We start from the raw sequence: 23,066 nt of genomic DNA on the forward strand, positions 1-23,066 counted from the left end.
TCCTGTAACGAATTGTCATTACAGGAAATTAATAGGATGCTTAGTATGATAATAAATGATCTAACACACATGATTTAGTATCCTTGGTAAGGTCCAGCAAAAGCAATGTATGAGCCCGTGTTAGAATATAATTCATTAATAATGTGGTAGTGATATTCCTCATCTCCTTGTGTAAATTGTGTGGTAGTCGTGTGACCTCCAGATGCATCTAAATCTGTAGGATACGTTCCTGTAGCATCACATTTTCTACCATAAAGGAAAACACCGTCTAGCAATACACCTACAAGGTTATCATCGTCATTTGTAAATGCTTTTGGTTCTAGGTGATAATGATATACTCCAGGCCCTATGTGAGCTCCTGTCCAATCTAAACTTGCTGCAGCTTGATCTAGCGCACCGTTTCCTTCTTGATCATTAAATATTGATGCACCACTCACTGCAATACCAATAGTATTTAATTGAGTCACAACAGTGCTACCAGTTAGGTTAGGCGTACCATCTACAGTAATAGTTGTTGCATTATTATTACTAGTCATAATAGAAGGCGTCACGGCAACGTCTGGCTCTTCTCTATACAAGGAATTGCCTTCTCCCCAGTATACGGTCTCGTGGTTAGGTAAACCAGTAGTCTCAATCACTACGTTAGATCCATCAATGTAAATGGTAGTTGCTTCTGTATCAAAAGCAGTGTATGCCTGGTGAAGCTCTGTGAGTGCAACTTCGTCATCATTATTTGATGCTGTTGTCACATCTCCCTCATCACTATTACATGCTAGAATTGTGAAAGCAGTAGTTGCTACGATTACAGATAGCGGGACGATTTTGTTCATTAGATTTTTTTTCATCACAAATGGAGTTTTAGCTGTTATCATTAAATCTGAATCTTCGAAAAAATCATTACATAAAATTCTTAAATTCAGTCTTTTGTTGAGTTAAATGTACGTCTTAAAGAGATTTCGATTTGCTATCATTCAGCGAACCAGCGTAAGTTTTAAGTGAATGACCGTAATTGATAGTTGAGTGCCGATTCTAAGCACTCAAAAATGGCTTATATTGAGAAATGTTACTTGAGAATAGCTTTAATTTGCGGTATGAAAAGAGCATCTTACATTCTAATACAGATTATATTTTGGGCCGTCGTTTGGTACCTTATGAGTCTTAATCAAAGAAATACTAGTCAGTTTATTCTTGATACAATACCTACATTTCTATTTCAAATAGGTGCGATAATCTTTGCTACTTATTATCTAATACCACGTTTTCTTTTTACTAAGAAATACCTCTATTTTTTGGCAATCTCCGTTCCTTTATTATTAATTTTTGCCTATTTATCTTCTCTTTTTATTAATCCTATAAACCCTGAAGATATAAGGCCTATGGGTCCAAGAAGGCCTTCGCCAGTACTGTTACATTTTCTAGCAATCGCCTTGGCATTTATATTTAATATTCTCATTGAAACCTTTATTTACGTACAAGAAAAGGAGAAGATGATCGCTTTCGCGAAAGCGGAATTATTAGAAAATGAGCTTAAAATGCTTAAGATGCAGATCAACCCACATTTTCTATTTAATGCGCTTAATAATATTTATGCACTCTCTGTAACAAACTCAGATAAAACCCAAGAAAGTATAAGTACGCTTTCTGAAATGCTGCGATATGTCATTTATGATTGTGAGCGACCGAAGGTAACTTTACAGAAAGAGGTGGAGTATATTGAAAATTACATTGCTCTTTTTAAGTTGAAAAGCAGCAAACCTTTTAATATTTCGTTTGAAAATAATGTGATTAATGCGGGAATGTTTGTAGCTCCTATGTTATTTATACCTTACATCGAGAATGCTTTTAAACACAGTGGTATAGAAAAAGGACAGGAGCGATTCATTAATATTGCTCTTACTACAAGTGATAACCAGATTGAATTCATAGTAGAAAATAGTATTCCAGAAACGCCACAGCATATCGATGGAGTAGGAGGAATAGGATTGCAAAATGTAGAAAAAAGATTAAACATCTATTACCCAGGGAAGCACTCACTACATATTGAGACAACTCCAAATTATAATGTACACCTTAAAGTAACCGTACAATGAAGAAATTGAGATGTATCATCGTAGACGATGAGGAACTAGCAAGAACACTACTCACGACTTACGTCGCTAAGGTTGCCCATATGGAACTACTGGCTTCTTTTGAAAATCCATTACATGCATTATCATATCTCAAGGAAAATGAGGTAGACCTAGTGTTTATGGATATACAGATGCCAGAACTTAAAGGAACCGATTTTGCCGAACTTATCATAAACGATAATATAAAAGTAATATTTACTACTGCATACTCAGAATATGCTCTCAAAGGATTTGAGCTTAATGCACTAGATTATCTAGCTAAACCCATCACTTTTAAACGTTTTGTAGCAGCAATCAACAAGTTTCCTGTGGTAAGCAAGGAAGTAAATACCTCGCTAGTAATAAAATCTGGTTATGACTTGCATAAAGTACTTTTTCAAGACATTCTATACATAGAAAGCGATAGTGAGTATGTAAATTATCACTTTGAAGATGGTAAGAAGATTATGGCAAACCAATCTTTGCGTAAATTATTAAATGAATTGCCTTCTCAATTTATAAGAGTGCATAGGTCATATATTGTAAATAAGAACAAAGTCACTAGTCTTAAAGGTAGGTCTCTTATGCTTTCTACTGCAGAGATTCCTGTAAGTGATAGTTATTTTGAAACAGTAAAGAATACTGTTTTTAATAATTAAATTTACTAGGTGTATGGTACTAAATTATGGTATATAAAAGGCTCTTTAAACAGTAATTTCAAAGAGCCTTTTTATTATCAGTATATCTTGTGAAGATATGTTTATTTTATATTCTAGTTGCTCTTATTTTCTCTATAATCATTATTACAAGAACAGAAAGTCCAAATAGGGGGAATAGTATTCCTAACAGAATTATAAGTCCTATCACAATTATAGAAGGGTTAAAGGTCTTAGGGGTTTTAGGTACAATCCATTTCCCCTTAGGTTTTTTAGAGAAATAGGAGAGTATAGCTGCGGTACTTGAGATAATTAGTAAAAGCGCCACACAAAGCATCAAATACCAATTCCATTGTCCAAATTGGCCTTGATGAAAAGCCATAACCCACATACGACCTCGCATTAATATTCCCACATCACTCCATTGTTGTGATAAAAGCTGTTCACCTGTATATTGATTAAAATGAAATTTCTGTTGCTTTTGTAGGTCTTGATAATAAGTATTACCCACACTGTAAACACCCGCAGGTCCTTTTGGGAAATCAAGTGTTATTATTCCTTCTATGGGAAGCGTAGCAGCTTTTTCAACCATAAGGTCAAGTGCTATTGTTTTGTCACTTGAAGGCTTACCAATACCTATACCATGCCACGAGATAGGAAATCCTGTATCTGTAATTTCTTGAAGAGTTTTGAAGTTTTTCCCCACAATATTTGTCCAAGGAAAAGCACCTGCCAGTACGAGCAGTAAAAGTCCTGAGATCCAAAAGGCTATAATAGCATGTAAATCTCTCAATAATACTTGTTTTCCTTGTTTCCATCTCGGGATAAAAAAACCATGTAATTTAAATCCACGAGCAGGCCACCAAATAAAAATACCTGTGATGAGAAGAACTACCATCCAGCTTGCAATAAGTTCAACGGCAAGTGTGCCTGGAGTTCCTATAAGTAACTCTCCGTGTAACTTACGCACCTTATACATTATACCATCACTCGCGGCAATCATTCCGGTTTGTGTATTGGTATAAGGGTTTATAAAAATACTTCTTTTATGACCAAATCTTCCAGAAACAAATTCTGTTGCCAAAGAATCACTAGTAGGTATAATCATAGCATTATGAGGTTTACCTAAAATAGCATCTGCTGTTTTACGTTGCTCTTCATAACTATATCTATAATTACTAGGGGAAACAACAGTAATACGTTCTTTATGTGACTTTTCATACTTCTCTTTAAATAAGTAAATTCCTCCAGTAATGGCAAAGAGTATTATAAATGGAGTAGCAATTAGTCCGGCAATAACATGCCATTTCCATAACCACTGATTAATTTTTTTGTTTTTCATATGTATTGATGTATCTGCCACTTGTATGAAGTGACAGATACAGTTTATAGATTATTAAAAATGTAATCGACCACCTATGTGAAAGGCTCGAGGGTTTCCAATAGTATAACTATTCTCACCGCTAAATTGGTTGAAAGAGGCTCTAGCGGCATATAAATCATCAAAAATGTTGAGTGCTTGTGTCCAGACTTCAAAATTTTTGTACCTGTAGGATATCAAAGCATTAAAAATATTATGTCCATCATAAGTAGCTGTACTTAGCTCGTCATTATCACCTATTACTTGATTTTCAAAACTTGTATTATAACTACCCACAAGCTCGTGCTCTAATGCTATACTAAAGTCTGCAAAGGGTGTATAGGTAACTCTTGTTGATCCAAGTAAATTAGGAGCTGTTTCTCTATCGGTATCTGAGTAATCGATGGCATTATCAAAGAAACGTACATATCTGTGTTTTGCATAACTCCCATTATGTGTAAAAGATATCTTTTCAGATGGCGTATATGTAATTCCATACTCAATACCATATGATCTTGTTTTACCCGCATTCGTATTAAAAAACACATCCTGATCATCTCTTAAAGTAATAAGCGTATTTTTACCTTCTAGTAGATAGATTGCACCATCAAATTTCCACTCATTATTGATCTTGACATATCCTCCTATCTCATAATTGTCATAGGTACTAGGTTTAATATCTCTTAACTCATTGCGATTGCGATATAATGTTGAAACCTGTGGAGGAGTAAAACCTCTAGAATAGTTGATGTATAATCCTTTATTATTCTCAAAATTATAGTTTAGACCTATTTTAGGAGCCCAGTTATCATATGTGTCTTTTGAGGTTGATATTGCGGCATCTGCTATGTTATTACTATAATTATATTGAAATCTATCATATCGAAGTGCGGCTGTTGCTTTGAGTCTCTCAAGAAGGTTGGTTTCAAACTGAAAGAAACCAGCATAGTTTAAAATATCTGCATTGTAGTTTAAGATAAAGTCATTTTCATTAATTGTAAAATTAGTGTTTTGACCCGTATCTTGATTTACACTTACAGACGTGCTCAAAGCTTTATAATCTTGTGGTGAGTAGTCTAAAGTCCCACCTACAATTAATGATGAGTTGTTAAACTCAAAATTAACTTTATGTTGTGCCAGAGCCATGTAACTATTGAAAGCATTCGTATTAACCTCACCAGAGCCAGCACCATTTAGCTGCCCCATATTTCTAAACTGTCTTATTCTATAAGAAGGGTTTTGATCCATTGTGTTATCTCTAAACACTATATTGAAAGTGGTGTTATTATTTTCATTCCATTGTGCAGCAAGTGTACTTCTATATCTAAAAGCAAGCGCATCTCTTTCAGTAAATGTTTGATCACTTTCAAAGTTACCTCCCGTATAATCAGCCTCAGATAGTGACCCTGTCATATCTGATCTATAATCTACTAAGCTCAGTACATTTGTCCATTTAAACCTATTTGAAAAATCATAGACAGTCTTTAAGGTAACAGCAAATTTTTCATAATCACTATGCTCAATAGGGCCGTTATTACGTGTCACGTAGTGTGCTCCTAGATAAAATCCAAACTTATCATTAGTATAATTAGACAACTCCAGCTCATAACGACTCAAGCCTACATCATTTACTTGATAACCCAAGGTTCCAGAAAGCTCGGGAGTAGGAGATTTTGTTATGAAGTTAAAACTTGCACCTATAGCCTCGCTACCATATATACTAGAGGCAGGTCCTTTCAAAACTTCAACTCTATCATAAGTGAGATCATTTAATTCAAGTAAGGCATTATGATTAAAAACCGATGTAGGACGCAGTTGTAATCCGTCTTCAAGATATAAAAACAGTGCCCTAGTAGATATAGGACTTCTTACAGCCATAAAGTGTTGTTCATTACTTGCTGCTCTTGATGTAGACATGTAAACACCAGGAATTTGATTTACTAATTGATCTATTCCTACTGCTTTAGTTTCATCTATAGAGGCTCTATTTAGGATACCGATTGCTGCTGGAACTTCAGATCTAAGTTGGCGTTCACGACTAGCCGATACTATGACCTCGTCTAGTTTAGATTGATCCTCTATAAGTTTAATAGACAAGTCTAGTATGTCATTTTGATTGTTTATCGGTATCGTTTTTGAGACGTATCCTAAGTAAGTAATATATAATTTGTGAGTACCAGCTTTAAGATTTAAGGAAAAACCACCACTTTTATTTGTAGTGGTACCAATATTTGTATCTAGAGCTATAATATTAACGTCTTCAAGAGCTTTACCACTTTCGTTTGTAATGGTACCTGTTATTTTTTGCGCAAGGCATAGCTGCGCACTGAGGCAAAGCCCAAGGGCTGCCAAAAATACTTTATTCATTAGATTGTAATTAATTGTTGGCCTATACAAATAGGCATAAAAAGTCTAGGGTCTCATAAAATAAGACCATGTCAATTTTTATATAATCAATTACACACGTGGAGGGTGAAAAACATCCCAAGACTTTAGCATACCATAAAAGTTTGTATACGAAGAGAAGTTGTCTTGTTTTTGGGATATTAAAATATTGTGTGTTACGCTTTCGCGAAAGCTAAAAACCACAAATTCGTATTTACTGAGAACCAGCTGAGGAAGCTCCTTTTCTTGTTTAGATTTTTGATCCTCTAATTGAAGCATCAAATAACACTTACCATTACAGCTAAGCTTAGGCTTTTCTTTATTTATACATAAAAACTCCTTTATATACTCTTGGTTAAGTAAATAATCTCCCCATATAGAAATGTTAACCAATGGTTGCACGTGGAGGCAAATGAGTAATATGATGGTGCTTAAGCGCTGCAAGTAGCAATTTTTGGGCAAATATATATATTACTTACCGTGTAAGTAGATTAAAACTAACATAGTATCGAGCTCATGTTAAGTTATTTTTTTTTAAGAAAACTAAAATTCCCATCACGATAATATACGTTTTGAGAATTTTAGTTGTGTTTTGAGCTACTAATATCTAGTTATGATTAACAGGTAATTGCAATAACTCAAGTGGTAAATCTACCCCTTGATCTTTAATCGTGTTGATTCTATGTAGATAAGCTGCACCTTCTAATAAATGAGTAGCAACATCTGCTACTTTTCTATTTTTGACCTCGCTTAGATATGAGTCTTTTGTCCACTCATTAAAAGCACCCATCGCTGGGCCACACCATATTTGATAATCCATTACTCTATCTGGAGTTCCTGCATTTGCCCAGTTTGAAGACAAGCCTAGGTACCAACGGAAAATCAAGGCCATTTTACGCTTTGGATTTCCTTGTGCTTTTTCTATTTGTTCTGGATCTCTTTCTTGAAAGAAGCTCACACAGCCATTCCACACCTCTTCTAATGACATTTTAAAAGTTTTAGTCTCCAGTTTAAGTCGTTCTTCTGCTGGGATATCATCAATCCCGTCATAACGTGTGTAGACCTCATAAAGTTTTTTTGCTCTAGCACCGAAAAGTGTACCACGCTTTAACACTTGTAATTCTACACCAAGTTCAAACATATCTGATGCTGGAGCCATCGTGACATCTGTTGAGGCTACTTTAGAAAGTAATTCCTTTACAACATCAGAAGTTCCAGACTCTACACAGGCCTGATTAATCGATCCAGTCACTACATAAGCAGCTCCCATAGAAAAAGCGGCTAGGGCAGAGGCTGGAGTTCCTATTCCTCCTGCGGCGCCCACTCTAATTTGTTTTTTGTAGTTATATGTTGCCTGTATTTCATCTCTCAGTTGTAAAATGATAGGAAACAACACCACTAGAGGACGATTATCTGTATGCCCACCAGAATCTGCCTCTACCGTAATATCATCTGCCATGGGTACTTTTTGAGCGAGTTCGTATTGTTGCTGGGTGATTTTTCCAGCAGCCAATAATTTATCTAAAAACTGAAGCGGAGCAGGGGACATAAAACGTTGTGCGACTTCTTTTCTAGAAACTTTACCAATTACTTTGTTGCCAATCACAATTTCGCCTTGAGCGTCAAGACTCAAACCTACCGCTCTATATTTTACAATTTGCTCAGATAAGTTCATATATGCCGAAGCTTCTACCACCTTTACACCATGTTCTATATACAAGTTTACAGCGCCTTCTTCTAGCGCCTTTTCTATAGGACTGTGGATAAGGTTACACGCATAAGCTTGCGTAGGTAAAGCAGTCTGAATGGTTGCAATGGCTTCTTTTACACGAGCAGGAATCATCCCAGCAGCACCAAAAGAACCTATCATCTCGTTCTTTCCTAAAGCGATTACCATATCAGTTGACGCAATTCCATTTGCCATAGCGCCTCCTTTATAAGCGTATTTTAACTGGTAATCTTCTTTAAACGAAGTGTCCCCAAAATCGGCAGCAGTAAATGCGGGTACGATGGCTTTTAAAAACAACCCCTTTCCTTCAGACTGGATAGTGCCAGTATTTGTAACGCCAGTGCGACCTGATAAATCCTCAACAATGTAACAAGGAGTGGCAGTGTTTTTCAATTTTTCAGACATTCCTTGGATGTCAAATGAAATCTCTCTCGGAGATCCTATCCATTTTAAGTCAATCATTTCTTATTTTTTATTTCAGCACTTTCGTGAAAATCTTAGATTTTTTGAAGCACTGTGTTGTTTTAAAATTTAATCATCGAATAAGCATTCCCCAACCCTAAAGGGCGGCTTATTCTTCACTTTTGATTTTTGCTCCCTTCAGGGCTGGGGAATCAAAAATTTAATCATCGAATAAGCTTTCCCCAACCCTAAAGGGTGGCTTATTCTTCATTTTTGATTTTTGCTCCCTTTAGGGCGGGGAAAGCAAAAATCAGTTCTATATTTTATTTTTTTTACGCTTTCGCGAAAGCGTACTCAAACTACTAGATTCCGAATAGGCATTCCCCAATCCTAAAGGGTGGCTTATTCTTCATCTTTAATTTTGCTCCCTTTAGGCCTGGGGAAACAAAAATTTAATCAGTGAATATGCTTTCCCCAAGTCTAAAGGGTGACTTATTCTTCACTTTTGAATTTTGCTCCCTTAAGGGCTGGGGAAACAAAAATCGGCTCTACGTCCTTTTGCTCCCTCTAGGGCAATATATGTAGCTCCTCCTCTTTGAAGAGGAGGCTGGGAGTAGATGTTCACTTACCTACCCCTCTTGAATCCCCAAGGCCAAATCTGTCAATTGGTAAATTCTCGTTCCTTCATTCCAGAGATATGCATTTGCAATTAATACCAGTGTATCTCCTCGTTTTTCGATGTTTTTAAAATGCACTTCTAGATGCATATTTTCTACATTCACTTTTATTTGTCCACGGTATTTCCATTCGGTTTTATTGTTCTCTACTTGTACAAAACGCGGATTTTTAAAATCCTTACCTAAATCTTGTTGTAACGCAAATAATTGCATCGCTTGTGAGATTGCTTCTACACCTAAAGACCCTGGCATTACTGGGTCAGAATAAAAATGACAGGTAAAGAACCAGTCGTAGGTATGTATTGCTTTAGAGCAATGAATGTAGCCTTTGCCAAACTCTCCTCCGTTTTTAACTACCAAACCACTATCTAATAGATCTAATTGATTTTCGGCTAAGCGGAAGGTGTTTACTTTATCATTTTCTTTATACAATTTCATTTTTGCATAAAGAGAATCAAGCTTGATTTGGAAGTAATCTTTGGTGGTCAAGTTGTTTTGCACATACCAAGCTGCAACATCCTCTCCTTTATCGAGACCGACTTGCTGCGCTAAGGCTTCCTTAGGGAAGAATCCAAAAGAAGAAAACCCTTTATAAAACACGTGCCCGTCTACCGATACTTCAAACAAGTATTTCTGAATCACAAAACCTCCTAATGAGGTAGAAGACGTTAAAGTCGATTTATTTGCGATTACTTTTCCTCTAAAATCTGTGCCAGCTGGCAAGTCAAACATTTCTCCATCACCATCCAGATTTCTAAAGTATAAATCTTTATCTGGAAACTGTAGCGTGCTTCCTAGATATGCACCTAGTAATCCACAAGGTTGTAAGGCAATTTCCATCAATACCGCATACGGCATTGTCATCGAGGTATTTTGCTTGTAATACCAAGCATCTCGAGGCACATCATATTCTGTCCAGATATTTGTTGGCTTTGAAAAATCAAAACGCTCTCCGTCTATTTTTATCACACGACTTACCACTTGTAAGTCGGTATTAGGTTGGCGCGATAATGATCTGTTATCATACACCGCATATTCTGGACCAAAACAATCTGCAAGTCTACCTAAAGCAAACGTTTCAATATCATTCTCGTTTAAAAGTACATTCTCGGTTATTTTTTTTGGTTGCTCTAAGTATTTTGGATTATCTTTTTCTCTTAACTGCAATCCTAGATTTTCAAAATGTACGGTAATCACACCATCTACAATAATCTCTAAATCTCCTATCACATAAGGGTCAGGTAATAACCCGATATCTTTTATGACTAAGCGGTACACTAGTTTTTTATCAGTAGGCGTCACCTCTTTTCTACATCGTACTTTTTGCTTTACTCCATAAATAGGTTGGAAACGCGCATCTTTTTTGAGACGTTGTAGTCCGAGCATCATCATGAAGAAACGCAATAAGTTACCGCCGCCCTCTGCTTGCAAAGAACCTGCTAGCACTTGGTCATCTCTAAAGTGACAAGGAAAATACCAATCGTCTGGACTTAAGTCTTTTTCGGCTATAATTTCTCCTAATCCATAGGCGCCTCCGTGCACATCTGCCTTGGTAATGCGATCTAGCATCAACATTTTTTCTGGAGCTAGACGTATAGATTCATTTCTACCATTTGGGAAATATGAAATATCATCAAAACATTTATGCGCATCTCCATTGATGAGATGTCTTAAATCTTCTATGTCAAAAGCAGTTTTTTTGGTGGTCAAAAAAGGAATGAATTTTTTCTTTTCTACACCTGCCAGTACTTTCCTTTCACTGTCTGTGTATACCACTCCGTTTCCTTTACTTAATTCTTCATCAGTAAAGAAACCAGCCACACCATTGGTCATTTTTAAGACCATACGATCTTCTACAAAACACTCGTAGCTAAAGAAAAACAGCAAGTTTCCACCATTTCTTACAAATGAATTGATAGATATATCATAGCGTAATGTTTGTCCTTCAAAAGGTAAATCGTCTAGAAAAGTAAGCGTACAATCTAGAAGACGGTATACATACTCTCCTTTATTTTCAAGATCAATTCCCAGATAAGAAATCAACATTAAATCACACTGCCCAGACTCTACAGAGACTGCCCAAGGAATTTGGGTGTCTGTTGCATAGCCAGAATTGTATGGGATATCATATTCGGTTTGCATTGTAGAAGGCTTGTATTCTCCTAGTTTTGCATCAAGACCTGTTACTCTACTCACCAATAAATATGGGTCCATAGGTAACATTACTCGCCTTTTATACTGATCAATCACATTGTATTCTGCTCCAAAAACATTACCTATTTTTCCTTCAGAAAATTCAATAAGATCATCTTTGGTGAAAATGATGTTCTTATCTTTTAGATGATTTGGATCATTGTAATCTTGTAATTTCAAACCATTTTCTCCGATTTTAGTCGCAGTTTTTGGCTGTTCTGTATCTATCATACTAGCTATTTTTTCTACTCTATGTGTTGTGGTGGTTGGTTTTACGCTTTCGCGAAAGCGTATACTTGCATCTCCAGTTGTTTCTAGAGAGGCTACTTTTTCTTTTCGTTTGATCGTGGTAAACTGTTGCCTCATCTCCTCAGACAAGAGCACGTCATATACTGGCGTACCACCTGTTTTTACTTTTTTAGTGAAACGTTTTTTAGTGGGGTCTTGGTTGTTATTAGGATATAGCAAGCTCAAATCAATGTCGATCCCGTTTGAGATTAATTGCGCTAGACACTCGTATAAAGACTGTATAGAACTCGTGCCTTTTTTATCAATCGCACAAGCGGCGTGATTGTTTTGATCTAGTGTATCTTTTATCCAGCCAGTACACGTACTATTAGGACCAAGTTCTACAAACGTGCTAAATCCGTTGCTAGACATTTTTTTCGCGAAAGCGGGAAAATCAACAGTCTTATAGCACACTTTTGTCGAATTCTCTGCTATTTTCAGCGAATCCATAGGGATTTTCTCTCCTGTTAAGCTAGAATAAAAATCAATTTCCGGCTTTTTTTCTAATGGGAAATTATGCATTTCAATTAACCCATCGTACTCTTTTTTACAGAACTCATTATGGATAATATTTTGAAAAGGCACTAATACCGATGGACAATTAAGCGCAGCAATCAATGCTTCGCACTGGCTTTTATCACCAGAAACGATTAATTCTTTTTCAGAGTTTACAAAAGTGATGGACACTTTATCAAAAGCTGAGATTTGTGCTGCTACTTTTTCTTTAGTTTCTAATAAAATCCAACTTTGCCATCTGGCTTTTGCTTCTTCTGAGCTGATATCCCATTCTTCGGCTAAGAGTTCTAGATTGCCAGAAAACTTGTTTTTAAAAATAGGGGAGTTGCGGAATACTTTTGTTCCCTCACCTGGATTCCAAATACCAAAGGAGTACCACATAGAGCTACATTCTCCCATAGAATAGCCCATCGCAGCTTTGGGTTGTACACCAAAGTAGGTCGTCAATATGTGCGTGTATAGGGTCGAGTACAATACTCCTGCAGACATCATGGAGATGGCATTTTCTTGTATGTTGGGCGAAGGCGTAGCACTATCTTGCTTTTTTGGGAATAAATAGTCTAAGCCAAAGAAGTCTTTCAAGTTGGCAATACGATTCTCAAAATCACTTAGCAGATTAGGGAAAAACTGAAATAAATCTTGCCCCAAGCCTTCATAAGTAGTTGCCGAACCTGGATATACAAACGCCAAATCACCTTTTGTATCACTGGGGTTTGGGCTAAAGAAAGAACCGCTAGGTAATTTTATATCTGTATTTTCTGCAAAGGATTGCTCGAGTTTTTTATTAATAAAAACGATGTCTTGCGCTATCGATTTTGGGGTTGACGCAATGAGAACAATGCTGTAGGTTGCTTTTGTGGTTGCTGCTTTATCAAAGCAAGCTTGTGCAACAAAAGCTAAGTCATGAGTAAGTATTTCCTCATTAAGTTTTTGTAACTGTTCCTTAAGTGCTGCTGCTGTATTTCCTTTTAAAACAAATAAATGCTTGTTCAAGAAATTGTCAATGTTGTGAGGTTTAGGTTGTGTACATTCTGATAATTTTACACGAGAATGTGCGCTCAAATTGACTAACGCTTGCCTGGGTTGTTCTGTTTCATTAACCCAAGGTCGTGATAGGCTAGGGAAGTAGTAATTACTGTTTTTGAAAGCATCATCCTTTGCCGATTGCCAATTCGGAATTCCAGGAATAAATTGATGATATACACATAAGGCTGTTTTTACAATAGAAGCGAGTCCAGCCGCCGCAAACGTATGGCCAATGTTTGTTTTTACAGATCCTAAGGCAATTTTTCTGGCAGGATTAATAGCTAATAGCTGTTCTTGTTCCAACTGATCTTCTTGGTCAAATCCAGAAGCAACTAATTCTTGTAAGGCGATATTCTCTGTTGTCGCGATATCTCCTACGGCTTCAATTTTTGCAAAGACCGTATCGTTCTCATCAATGTGTTCACTTGCTTTCAATACAATCGCAGATGCTCCTTCACCAATTAACCATCCATAATCATCTATATTAAAAGATAAGCTAGGTTTTTTATTTTGATTTATGCTAGTAGCTAGATTGCGCAACAGTACGGTTTCCATACCAGCCGAAAAATCAACAGCTCCCACAACCACAGCATCTACTTCGCCTAGAGAAAGTATATTTTGTGCAACTTCTAGTGCTCTCGTTGTTCCGTTATCACCGTTTGTAATCGTAAATGAAGGCCCATTAAAATCCCATAAAGCAGAGATACGACTCGACATAATATTCCCCACAAAACTGGTGTGCTGACTAGGCGTTTGTACGTTGCCTATCTGGTATAATATATTGCGACACTCGGCAAGTAATGTTTCTTTTTGTGTTTCTTCTAGTGCAATACCCGCACTGTCCAGCGCCTTGTCTAATTGCCACTCGCTATCCCAACGAGCAAGATAATGATGTATCGCAAGCTCAGGATTCATAGCAATTAGTACGGCTACGTTTTCTCCTCTTTGTAGATTAGATTTCTGAATGGCTTGATCTGCAACTTTTAAAATAAGGGCCTGTTGCGGCTCCATTGTACTAATCTCATTAGGCTGGATTTTATAGCGCATTAAATCCATATCAAAATCCTCTATAAAATTTCCTTTGATAGGGTTTTGAGTATCCAAACCAAACGTATTAAGCAGCTCTTCATTTTTCTCAAAGCCCTTCCATCTCGTAGTTGGCATTGCAGAGAAGTGCTGCTTTCCATTAAAAATGGATTGATAAAATGTTTCCAAATTATCACAGTCTCCAAAATGAACTTCCATGCTTGTAATGGCCATTTCCTTTAGAGAGACATCCGTGTGTGTGTTAGTTTCCTTCGGTTGATGACTTTCAACAACAAGGTGTGCATTAGTCCCCCCAAAACCAAAAGAATTTACTGCCGCTTGTTTATCATTTGTCTTCCATGCTAGCGGCTCTTCTATGATTTGATCTTGTGTAAACCAACCATTTTCAGATTGGATTGCCGTTTCCATATTAATGCCAGGCGGAATGCTATTATGCTCCATAGAAAGCAATACCTTCATCAAGCTAGGCATTCCTGCCGCCGTAAGCATATGCCCCATATTTGACTTTACAGAACCTAGACGTACTTTCTCTGGATTGTCACCAAAGAAGGTTTCGAGCGAATTGATTTCTGTAACGTCACCCAGTGGAGTGCCCGTTGCGTGACATTCTATGTAAGAAGTGTCCTCTTTTTTAATGGTGCCATTATACGCTCTTTCATAAGCGAGTGTTTGACCTTTTGGGTTCGGACTCAATAAGAATTTACCTGCGCCATCGTTTGATAATCCTATTCCAGAAATAACACCTATGATATTATCTCCATCTCGCTCTGCATCAGATAAACGTTTTAATAGAATCATTCCAGCACCTTCAGAAGATACGAGTCCAGCAGAATCTTTATCTAGTGGCGAGTATTTTTTATCGTGTGCCGCATAGGCGTGAAAAATTGAAAATCCCATATGGATAAACAACTGATCAGAGGAGCAAACAGCTCCTGCGAGCATCATATCTGCCTTTCCTGTCAATAGCTCATCACACGCCATTTTTATGGCATATAAAGAAGAAGCACACGCAGCATCGAGATCAAAATTGGTTCCTTTTAAACCAATGGTATTCTTCACTAATTCTGAAACATCACCCTCTATCGGATTGTTTTTTGGAATTTCATATTCGGTAGAAGGAATTTTGAAACTATCATCTTTTAATAGTGTTTTGATTCCTTTTTCAAGTGTTTGTGTATAGACGGGAGCAAGAATTTTGTGAGAAGACTTTGTGGGAAATGATAAGTTCCCGAAAATCACACCACAATTTTCTAATGCTTGTGTTTTTTCCCAATAGCCACCATGTATCAAAGCATCTTTAGTCACCTGTAAACCCCATTGATACATCTGGTCTAAGTCACTCAAATCTTTGGAGCCAAAATCATCGCTATTAAAGGTATAATCACGTATGTAGCCTCCTCGCAAGGAGTAACAGCTGTCTATAACACCCTTATTTTTATTATAAAAGAGTTCCGGGTCTGCGCCAAAATCATCTTTTGTTGCCATACCGGTTAAGTCCTTTTTATCCATAAGGTTATTCCAAAACCCTTGAAGTGTTTTAGACCCAGGAAAAAGGGATGACATCCCGATAATTGCTATTTTTTCTTTCATTCTTTGTAGCTACTTAAGACGATTATTGCAATAGATGAGAAATAACTTTTACCAAACTAATTCTCTTGAAACAGTTAATCCGGCACCTTCTGTAAACAAAATAACATCTTCGTTATCGTCATAAACGGTGCAGTCTGCAATCATTTTTGTCTCTGTATTTTCTCGGATTTTTATGTGTACGTAGTAACTTTTATTAGCTTGAATTTCTCCGTAAACTATCCCTTTAGAAGTCTGTAATGGCAAGCTATTTGCTCCATTATGAATCTTCTGCACCCATACAACCATTCCTTGATATTGAATATCTAAGAAGAAGGCATTTAAACTAGTACTAGGGAACTGACCTTGATCTTCATAAGAAACCGCTGGAGCTTTACATTTTAATAGTACTTGCGATTCATCCATCGCAATAACCTCCTCTATGCCTTGGTAAAAAGCACCGTGGAATAACGAACCATCTTTATAAAAAGTAGCTCCGTCTATTTTATTCTCAACTAGTTGTGGAGCCTTGAATGTAGGGGATTCAGTACGCTTTCGCGAAAGCGTAACTGTAGCTCTATAATGATTGAGTGGTAGTTTTGCTCCTTTACTGTACACGCTTATCTCACAGACGATGGTGTCTGCTGTTTTTAGTTGTTCTTTCACTTTCGTGAAATACACCTCTTTTTCAGTCCCGTCAAACACAATCCCTTTGAAAAGTTTTACATCTTCTATACTTGCCAGTTTATAATCTGGAAATAATTTCACACAAGAATCTGCCATCCAAGCCGTGGCATTCACCATAGGTAATACAGGACTTCCTTGAATTACGTGATGTTGTAAAAACGCATTCTCTTTGAGACTCAAATTTCTTTGAATGGTATGCGTTTTTAGGTCTCCAGAAATATCTGAAATACCAGCTGGTAATGTACCACCGATGATCACTTGAGGTTGGTTATGATATGCTCCGTTTAATTCTTGCACAAAACGAGCAGCGCCTCCAGAGTGATTTACTAAAGAAACACCAGCCTCTTCAAACATTTTTTGTAGCTCTGGACTCACCATGCCGCCTTCCCAAGCTCCCCAGTTTATTGCGGTAACTTTAGTGTTAGGGTGGTTTGTACTAAATAAATGTGCGGCGGTACTTAAAATTTCGTTTGCCATTGCATAATCAGATTGTCCTACGTTTCCATAAAAACCAGCTACAGAGGAGAACATAATGAGATGTTTCAACTCATTGATATTAACCATTTTTAAAAGGTTTAATAATCCGTCCAATTTTACGGAAGTGACATTATCAAAAATTTCTTCTGTTTTATCTTGAATCAATTTATCCGCTAGTCGGCCAGCACCGTGAATGATGCCTGTGATTTTACCCCATTGCTTTTCAATCTTTAGCAATTCTGGCTTGATGGTTAAGTTGGTCACATCACCAGCTACATATATGGCATCTCCACCAGCCGCTTTGATGGTAGCAATGGTTTCTTCTATCTCTTTTTTGGCAACATATTTATTGAATAGACTGTTTAATCCTTTGATAGAAACTTTCTCTCCGCTAGCTTTTAGATCCTGCATAATGGCGTTCTTTAGCTTGGCAGGATTATTTTCTTTTAACGCATATGATGGTAATTCAAAATCTAAAGAAGATCTTCCCAATAAGATAAACTTAGACTTGAAAGCTACGTTCATTTCCTTGATGCAGGTTGCTGTAACACCTCTACCACCACCAGCAACTAAGAAAACATCTTTATCTGTAACTGTTTGCTGGTAATCATCTGTCGCAGCAACTTCATTAGGAGTAACCTCGTAAGTCATTCTGCCTTTTTCATTAATAGCTACATCTACATAACGCACATCTGCATCGTGTAATTCTAAAAATAAATTATCGGCAATTTCATTAGGTGATAGTTCTGGCTGAGCATCTATGGCTCTACAGAAAACAGGAGACCATTCTAAGTTCATACACTTAGTTAACCCTGACAATCCTCCTGCGATGATAGAAATATCTGAACGCTTGTCCATCCCAAATTTCCCATCTAAACGAGAAACCGTCATAAAGGCTGTGCGCTGTGTTTTGCTCGTTGCATTTAATGGAGCTTGTAAATGCTTTGCCAATAAGAAAGTGGCTTTTAATAAGGTACGTTCTACCTCAAAATGCTGAGTGAAATTATGACCAGAAAAGGTGAAATGTGGATGCAAGTAGATAAAAGCGCCAATTTCATTGTTGGCTAAGATGGTATCTACAGCATTCTTAATATTTTGATCGTTTATTTCGGCAATCGAAATTCCATCTTTAATAGATGTATTCTTTTTAATTGTGTCAAATTGAAGTACAATCACTTGATGTCCTTCACTTTCTAATTTGGTTTTTACAGCAAGTGTCAGAGGACCTCCTTCATCTGTGATGACAACAGCTTGTAAAGCAGAAATATCTTGTACTAATACATCTACTCTAGGAATAAATTTTAAACCAATTGATTTTCTTGGTACACCATGAAAGTTAGTAGGTAAGGAGAATTCCTGTTGTGGTGTATTCTCCTTACTTACTATGTTATTTTGCACTTGAGTTACGCTAGGCTCAGGCTTTTTTTTTTACTTGAAATACCTGCTTTTGCAGAGATGTAGTCTACAATTTCTTGTAGGGTCCTAAGCTCTGTTAAGTCGTTAGGATTGATGTTTGAAAGCTTATCAGATTGCTCAGTAATCGCTCCAAATATTTCTACACGTTTAATAGAATCAATCCCTAGATCTGCTTCCATGTCCATGCTTAATTCTAACATCTCTGCTGGGTATCCTGTCTTATCTGCGACTACGCTTAACATAAGGTCTAACATTTCAGAATTACCTTCGGTAGCTGCTGTTGTCTCAACAATAGGAGTAGAGAATAAATCGGTGCCAACTACTTCTTGAGAAGCTGTGACTGATGCTTCAACTGGTGTATCCCTTGTACTTATTCCAGCTTTTGCAGAGATATAATCTACAATTTCTTGTAGTGTTCTAAGCTCTGTTAAGTCGTTAGGATTGATGTTTGAAAGTTTATCAGATTGCTCAGTAATGGCTCCAAAAATCTCCACACGTTTAATGGAATCTATCCCTAGATCTGCTTCCATATCCATGCTCAGTTCTAGCATTTCTGCAGGATATCCTGTTTTATCTGCTACTACGCTTAACATAAGGTCTAGCATTTCTGAATTTCCAGCGATTTGTGTCGTTTGTGCTAATGGGGCAGCAACAGGAGCTGCGACTACTTCCTTTACTGTAGGAGAAACAGGAACTGTTGTTGCACTTATTCCAGCTTTTACAGAGATATAATCTACAATTTCTTGTAATGTTCTAAGCTCTGTTAAGTCGTTAGGGTTGATGTTTGAAAGTTTATCAGATTGTTCCGTAATAGCTCCAAAAATCTCCACACGTTTGATGGAATCAATTCCTAAATCTGCTTCCATATCCATGCTTAGTTCTAACATCTCTGCAGGATACCCTGTTTTATCTGCTACAACGCTAAGCATAAGATCAAGCATTTCTGAATTTCCAGCGATTGGTGTCGTTTGTGGTAATGGGGTAGCAACAGGAGCTGCGACTACTTCCTTTACTGTAGGAGAAACTGGAGCTGCTGTTGCACTTATTCCTGCTTTTGCAGAGATATAATCTACAATTTCTTGTAGTGTTCTAAGCTCTGTTAAGTCGTTAGGGTTGATGTTTGAAAGTTTATCAGATTGTTCCGTAATAGCTCCAAAAATCTCCACACGTTTGATGGAATCAATTCCTAGATCTGCTTCCATATCCATGCTTAGTTCTAGCATTTCTGCAGGATACCCTGTTTTATCTGCTACAACGCTAAGCATGAGATCAAGCATTTCTGAATTCTCCAGTGCAGGAGCCGTAGATTGAACAGGAGTTTGTGTTACTTGAATTTCTGTTTCTTCAGGTTGAGATACTGAAGCCGCAGTTGCCACAGGATCCGATTGTGTTTTCATGTCACTTTTTCCCGAAAGGGTATTTTCTGATAGCAAGGCAATTAACTGTGCCGTTTGTTTGTTTTGCTCCGTTAAAATATTTTGGAACATATCTAATGCTTTTGATTGATTTTCTTTAATACCTTCAACAGCACTTTTAATTACATCTATCATCATATTTTCTTCTGTGTCTTGTTCTGAATTAACTTGGTTTAAAGTGGTAGGAACTTCCTTTACCACCTCCTTTATAACTTCTACGGTTTTAATAATTTCTGTAGATCCACTTACTTTAAACCCATTATTTAAAACGTCTTTATATTGTTTTTGAGTTGCTGGACTCACATAATTATTTCCCGATATTTTCACAGCTATTTTAGGCTGTTTTGCTGGTTCCATAGCTGCTCGTGCGTTCTTGTCTATATCACCTAATGTACAACCCAGTACTTGTAATTGTATGGCAGCTTCTCTAATCTGTAAATCACTGTTTTGACTAGACTTAGGATTAGTAGCTATCGCATAATGTTCCTTGTCTGAAAGGATGTCTTTTACGAGATTAGTAAGAATAGATTTAGGTCCAAATTCAACAAAAACTCTAGCCCCAGCAGCATACATATTTTCAATCTCGCTCTTGAAGTCAACTGAATTTAAAATATGCTGTCCTAAAATTTTCTTAATCTCAATTGGATCAGTTGGATAAGAATTTCCAGTAGAATTTGAGTATACCGGAATGGCAGGGCTATTAAATTTTATATTCTCTATGCTTTCTTCAAAAGGCTTTTGTGCATGACCCACACAGTCTGTATGGAATGCAGCAGAAACAGGTAATACAATCGAGCGGTATTTTTTACTATCTAATAATGTCTTAGCTTTAGTAATACCTTCTGTGGTGCCTCCTAATACGATTTGACTCGACGAGTTGATATTGGCAATAGAGACATCTGGTATAGCGGTAATCAATGGTTCGATTTCTGAAGCCGAAGCTTTTACAGCTAGCATTGTACCCGCGTCACCACTTGTATTATTCCTTGCCATAGCTTTACCACGTGCGATAGCAAGTGCTATATAATCATCTTGACTTATAACTCCAGAAGCACAAAGAGCTGTGAGTTCACCAAAACTATGACCAGCGACCATATCACTTACAAAACCGGCATCTTTGAACACGTTATAGTACCCTAAACTAATAGCTCCGATTGCGGGTTGTGCAAACTCGGTATTTGTAATATTCTTTTCTAAAATAGCTTTGTCCTCCTCTGTAAATACAGGTTTTGGATATATTTTATTAGCTAGATCATATCCTTTTTTGGCATCAAAAGCTGCTATTGTTTGTTGTATGCTATCAAAGCTACTTGTCGCTTCATTTGCCATATTTACATACTGAGCCCCTTGACCAGAAAATAACGATGCGATTTTTGTAGTGCTGTTAATTCCATTAGGTCTAAAGAAAATACCTTTAGGATGAGACCAAGTCTCTTTGTTGTTTTCTAGCTGTGTTACTGCTATTTCCAATTTAGAAATGCAGTCTTTCAGGCTTTCTGCTACAAAGCCTACACGAGCTTCGTTTTGATTTGCAATACCTGCTTTAGAAGCTTGTTTTAAGTTATGAAAAGCAGCACTTGATTCACTTGAAGACAATGCAGTAATTTCACCCTTAATAATCGTTAGTAGGTCGCTTGTGTTATTTGCCTTTATAAAAATACTGTGGAAGGACTGGTGCATTCTATCATTAAATGAGGCTTTCTTTTCATATTCTTCCATGGCAAAATGAACGTTTACACCACCAAACCCAAAAGCAGACAATCCCGCTCTACGGGGAACACCATTTTTAAACCAAGGTCGTGTTTCAGAGTTGACATAGAAAGGCGAATTTTCAATCCCAAATTTGTTATGTGGCTTGGTTACATTAATCGTTCCCGGAAGTACTTTATGATACAGAGCCAAGGCTGCTTTTATCATTCCTGCTGCACCAGCTGCAGCTTTTGTATGACCTATTTGCGATTTTACAGAACCGATAGCAATATGATTTTTTGAAGAATTATTCTTCCCAAAAACAATGGACATAGATTCAAATTCGGCTGCATCACCAGCACCGGTTGCAGTCCCGTGCCCTTCAATTAATTTAACGGTAGATGCGTCATAACCTGCCTCATCATAAGCTCTTTGCATCGCTAGCGCTTGTCCTTGAGGGCGAGGCGCATAAACCGATTTATAACGACCGTCACTAGAAGAACCTACACCAGTAAGTAAACCATAAATTCTATCTCCATCACGCTCTGCATCCTCTAATCTTTTTAAGACTAACATTCCAACACCTTCTCCAATCAACATGCCATCAGAATCGGTGTCAAAAGGGCGAATACTTCCCTTACGAGAGAATGCTGGCGTTTTAGAAAAAGACATGTACATAAAAGGAGAATTGTCTGTGTCGACTCCTCCGGTTAACATCATGTCACATCTTCCTTCTATTAATTCAGAAACAGCCATTTTTACAGCTGAAAGTGATGCAGCACAAGCAGCATCTACCACGGAGTTGATGCCTCCTAAATCAAAACGATTTGTGATGCGACCAGAAATGACATTACCTAGCATTCCTGGGAAAGAATTTTCATTCCAGCCTATGTATGCTTTCTTCATTTTATCCACAATATGCGGTATATCTGTATCTGAGATACCACTGCTTCTTAAAGCAGCTTCCCAGATAGGAGCTTGCAATCTAGAGGTAAGTGGAGTGATTAGTTTTTGTCCACCACCTACACCGAGAATAACCCCTGTTTTTTCCTTTAGTAATGCTGTAAATTTTTCTGACTCTCTGCCATATCCAGCATCCTCAAAAGCATCTCTAGCGGCTATTAAAGCAAGAAGCTGTGAGGCATCTGTAACTTCCAAAATGTTAGGAGGTAACCCAAATTCAATTGGATTAAAGTCTACATCTGGAATAAACCCCCCTTTTTTACAATAAGTCTTATCTGCAGCCATGGGATCTGCATCATAGTAATCATCAATATTCCAGCGAGATTCTGGAACGTCAACAATGCTATCTTTTTGACTAATAATATTGTTCCAAAACTGTTCTACATTGATGGCATCTGCAAACATGGCTGATAGACCAATGATTGCTACAGGTGTTTTCTTAAGCGAACTATTAATAGTATCCATA

At 37.2% G+C, this 23,066-nt stretch carries 9 protein-coding genes; 2 read left to right on the forward strand and 7 right to left on the reverse strand.

Annotated features, from left to right (window positions below; translation table 11 throughout):
* Window positions 1–74: 74 nt before the first annotated feature.
* Window positions 75–845 carry a YHYH protein gene (locus tag D017_RS11310; RefSeq protein ID WP_225969300.1) on the reverse strand — a complete coding sequence of 257 codons (771 nt, stop codon included), beginning with the start codon at window positions 843–845 and terminating at the stop codon, window positions 75–77.
* 306 nt (window positions 846–1,151) lie between these two features.
* On the opposite strand from D017_RS11310, the gene D017_RS11315 reads away from it, so the two are divergent.
* Together D017_RS11315 and D017_RS11320 are read left to right on the forward strand one after the other, a co-directional pair.
* A complete protein-coding gene (locus D017_RS11315) occupies window positions 1,152–2,090 on the forward strand; it encodes a histidine kinase (RefSeq protein WP_051583957.1) in 939 nt (312 codons plus the stop codon).
* The gene (locus D017_RS11320; RefSeq protein ID WP_035336609.1) at window positions 2,087–2,767 is read left to right on the forward strand and encodes a LytTR family DNA-binding domain-containing protein; all 681 of its coding nucleotides are present in this window, start codon (window positions 2,087–2,089) and stop codon (window positions 2,765–2,767) included. Before D017_RS11315 ends, D017_RS11320 begins: the two co-directional genes overlap by 4 nt.
* Window positions 2,768–2,873: 106 nt before the next feature.
* Here D017_RS11320 and D017_RS11325 read toward each other — a convergent pair whose 3' ends face one another.
* The 6 genes from D017_RS11325 to D017_RS11355 all read right to left on the reverse strand — a co-directional run bounded on the left by D017_RS11325 (window position 2,874) and on the right by D017_RS11355 (window position 23,065).
* Window positions 2,874–4,106 carry a PepSY domain-containing protein gene (locus tag D017_RS11325; RefSeq protein WP_035336611.1) on the reverse strand — a complete coding sequence of 411 codons (1,233 nt, stop codon included), beginning with the start codon at window positions 4,104–4,106 and terminating at the stop codon, window positions 2,874–2,876.
* 54 nt (window positions 4,107–4,160) lie between these two features.
* On the reverse strand, window positions 4,161–6,491 hold the full coding sequence (locus tag D017_RS11330; protein ID WP_051583885.1) for a TonB-dependent receptor: 2,331 nt from the start codon (window positions 6,489–6,491) through the stop codon (window positions 4,161–4,163).
* Between the two features lie 625 nt (window positions 6,492–7,116).
* Complete coding sequence (locus D017_RS11340; RefSeq protein WP_051583886.1) at window positions 7,117–8,700, reverse strand: PfaD family polyunsaturated fatty acid/polyketide biosynthesis protein; 1,584 nt, start codon at window positions 8,698–8,700, stop codon at window positions 7,117–7,119.
* A gap of 569 nt (window positions 8,701–9,269) precedes the next feature.
* Window positions 9,270–15,977 carry a type I polyketide synthase gene (locus tag D017_RS11345; protein ID WP_035336613.1) on the reverse strand — a complete coding sequence of 2,236 codons (6,708 nt, stop codon included), beginning with the start codon at window positions 15,975–15,977 and terminating at the stop codon, window positions 9,270–9,272.
* A 48-nt stretch (window positions 15,978–16,025) separates the two neighbouring features.
* On the reverse strand, window positions 16,026–18,515 hold the full coding sequence (locus D017_RS11350) for an SDR family NAD(P)-dependent oxidoreductase (protein WP_225969301.1): 2,490 nt from the start codon (window positions 18,513–18,515) through the stop codon (window positions 16,026–16,028).
* Between the two features lie 5 nt (window positions 18,516–18,520).
* Window positions 18,521–23,065 (reverse strand): type I polyketide synthase, encoded by a 4,545-nt coding sequence (locus D017_RS11355; protein ID WP_035336614.1) that lies wholly within the window; start codon window positions 23,063–23,065, stop codon window positions 18,521–18,523.
* Between the last annotated feature and the right edge of the window lies 1 nt (window position 23,066).

Origin of the sequence: Dokdonia sp. PRO95, from assembly GCF_000355805.1 — a bacterium.
Taxonomy (GTDB): domain Bacteria; phylum Bacteroidota; class Bacteroidia; order Flavobacteriales; family Flavobacteriaceae; genus Dokdonia.

What these genes read in the sequence shown, in the direction of transcription:
- D017_RS11310 (WP_225969300.1), bottom strand. Translation starts at nt 845, where the DNA reads ATGAAAAAAAATCTAATGAACAAAATCGTCCCGCTATCTGTAATCGTA.
- D017_RS11315 (WP_051583957.1), top strand. Translation starts at nt 1,152, where the DNA reads ATGAGTCTTAATCAAAGAAATACTAGTCAGTTTATTCTTGATACAATA.
- D017_RS11320 (WP_035336609.1), top strand. Translation starts at nt 2,087, where the DNA reads ATGAAGAAATTGAGATGTATCATCGTAGACGATGAGGAACTAGCAAGA.
- D017_RS11325 (WP_035336611.1), bottom strand. Translation starts at nt 4,106, where the DNA reads ATGAAAAACAAAAAAATTAATCAGTGGTTATGGAAATGGCATGTTATT.
- D017_RS11330 (WP_051583885.1), bottom strand. Translation starts at nt 6,491, where the DNA reads ATGAATAAAGTATTTTTGGCAGCCCTTGGGCTTTGCCTCAGTGCGCAG.
- D017_RS11340 (WP_051583886.1), bottom strand. Translation starts at nt 8,700, where the DNA reads ATGATTGACTTAAAATGGATAGGATCTCCGAGAGAGATTTCATTTGAC.
- D017_RS11345 (WP_035336613.1), bottom strand. Translation starts at nt 15,977, where the DNA reads ATGAAAGAAAAAATAGCAATTATCGGGATGTCATCCCTTTTTCCTGGG.
- D017_RS11355 (WP_035336614.1), bottom strand. Translation starts at nt 23,065, where the DNA reads ATGGATACTATTAATAGTTCGCTTAAGAAAACACCTGTAGCAATCATT.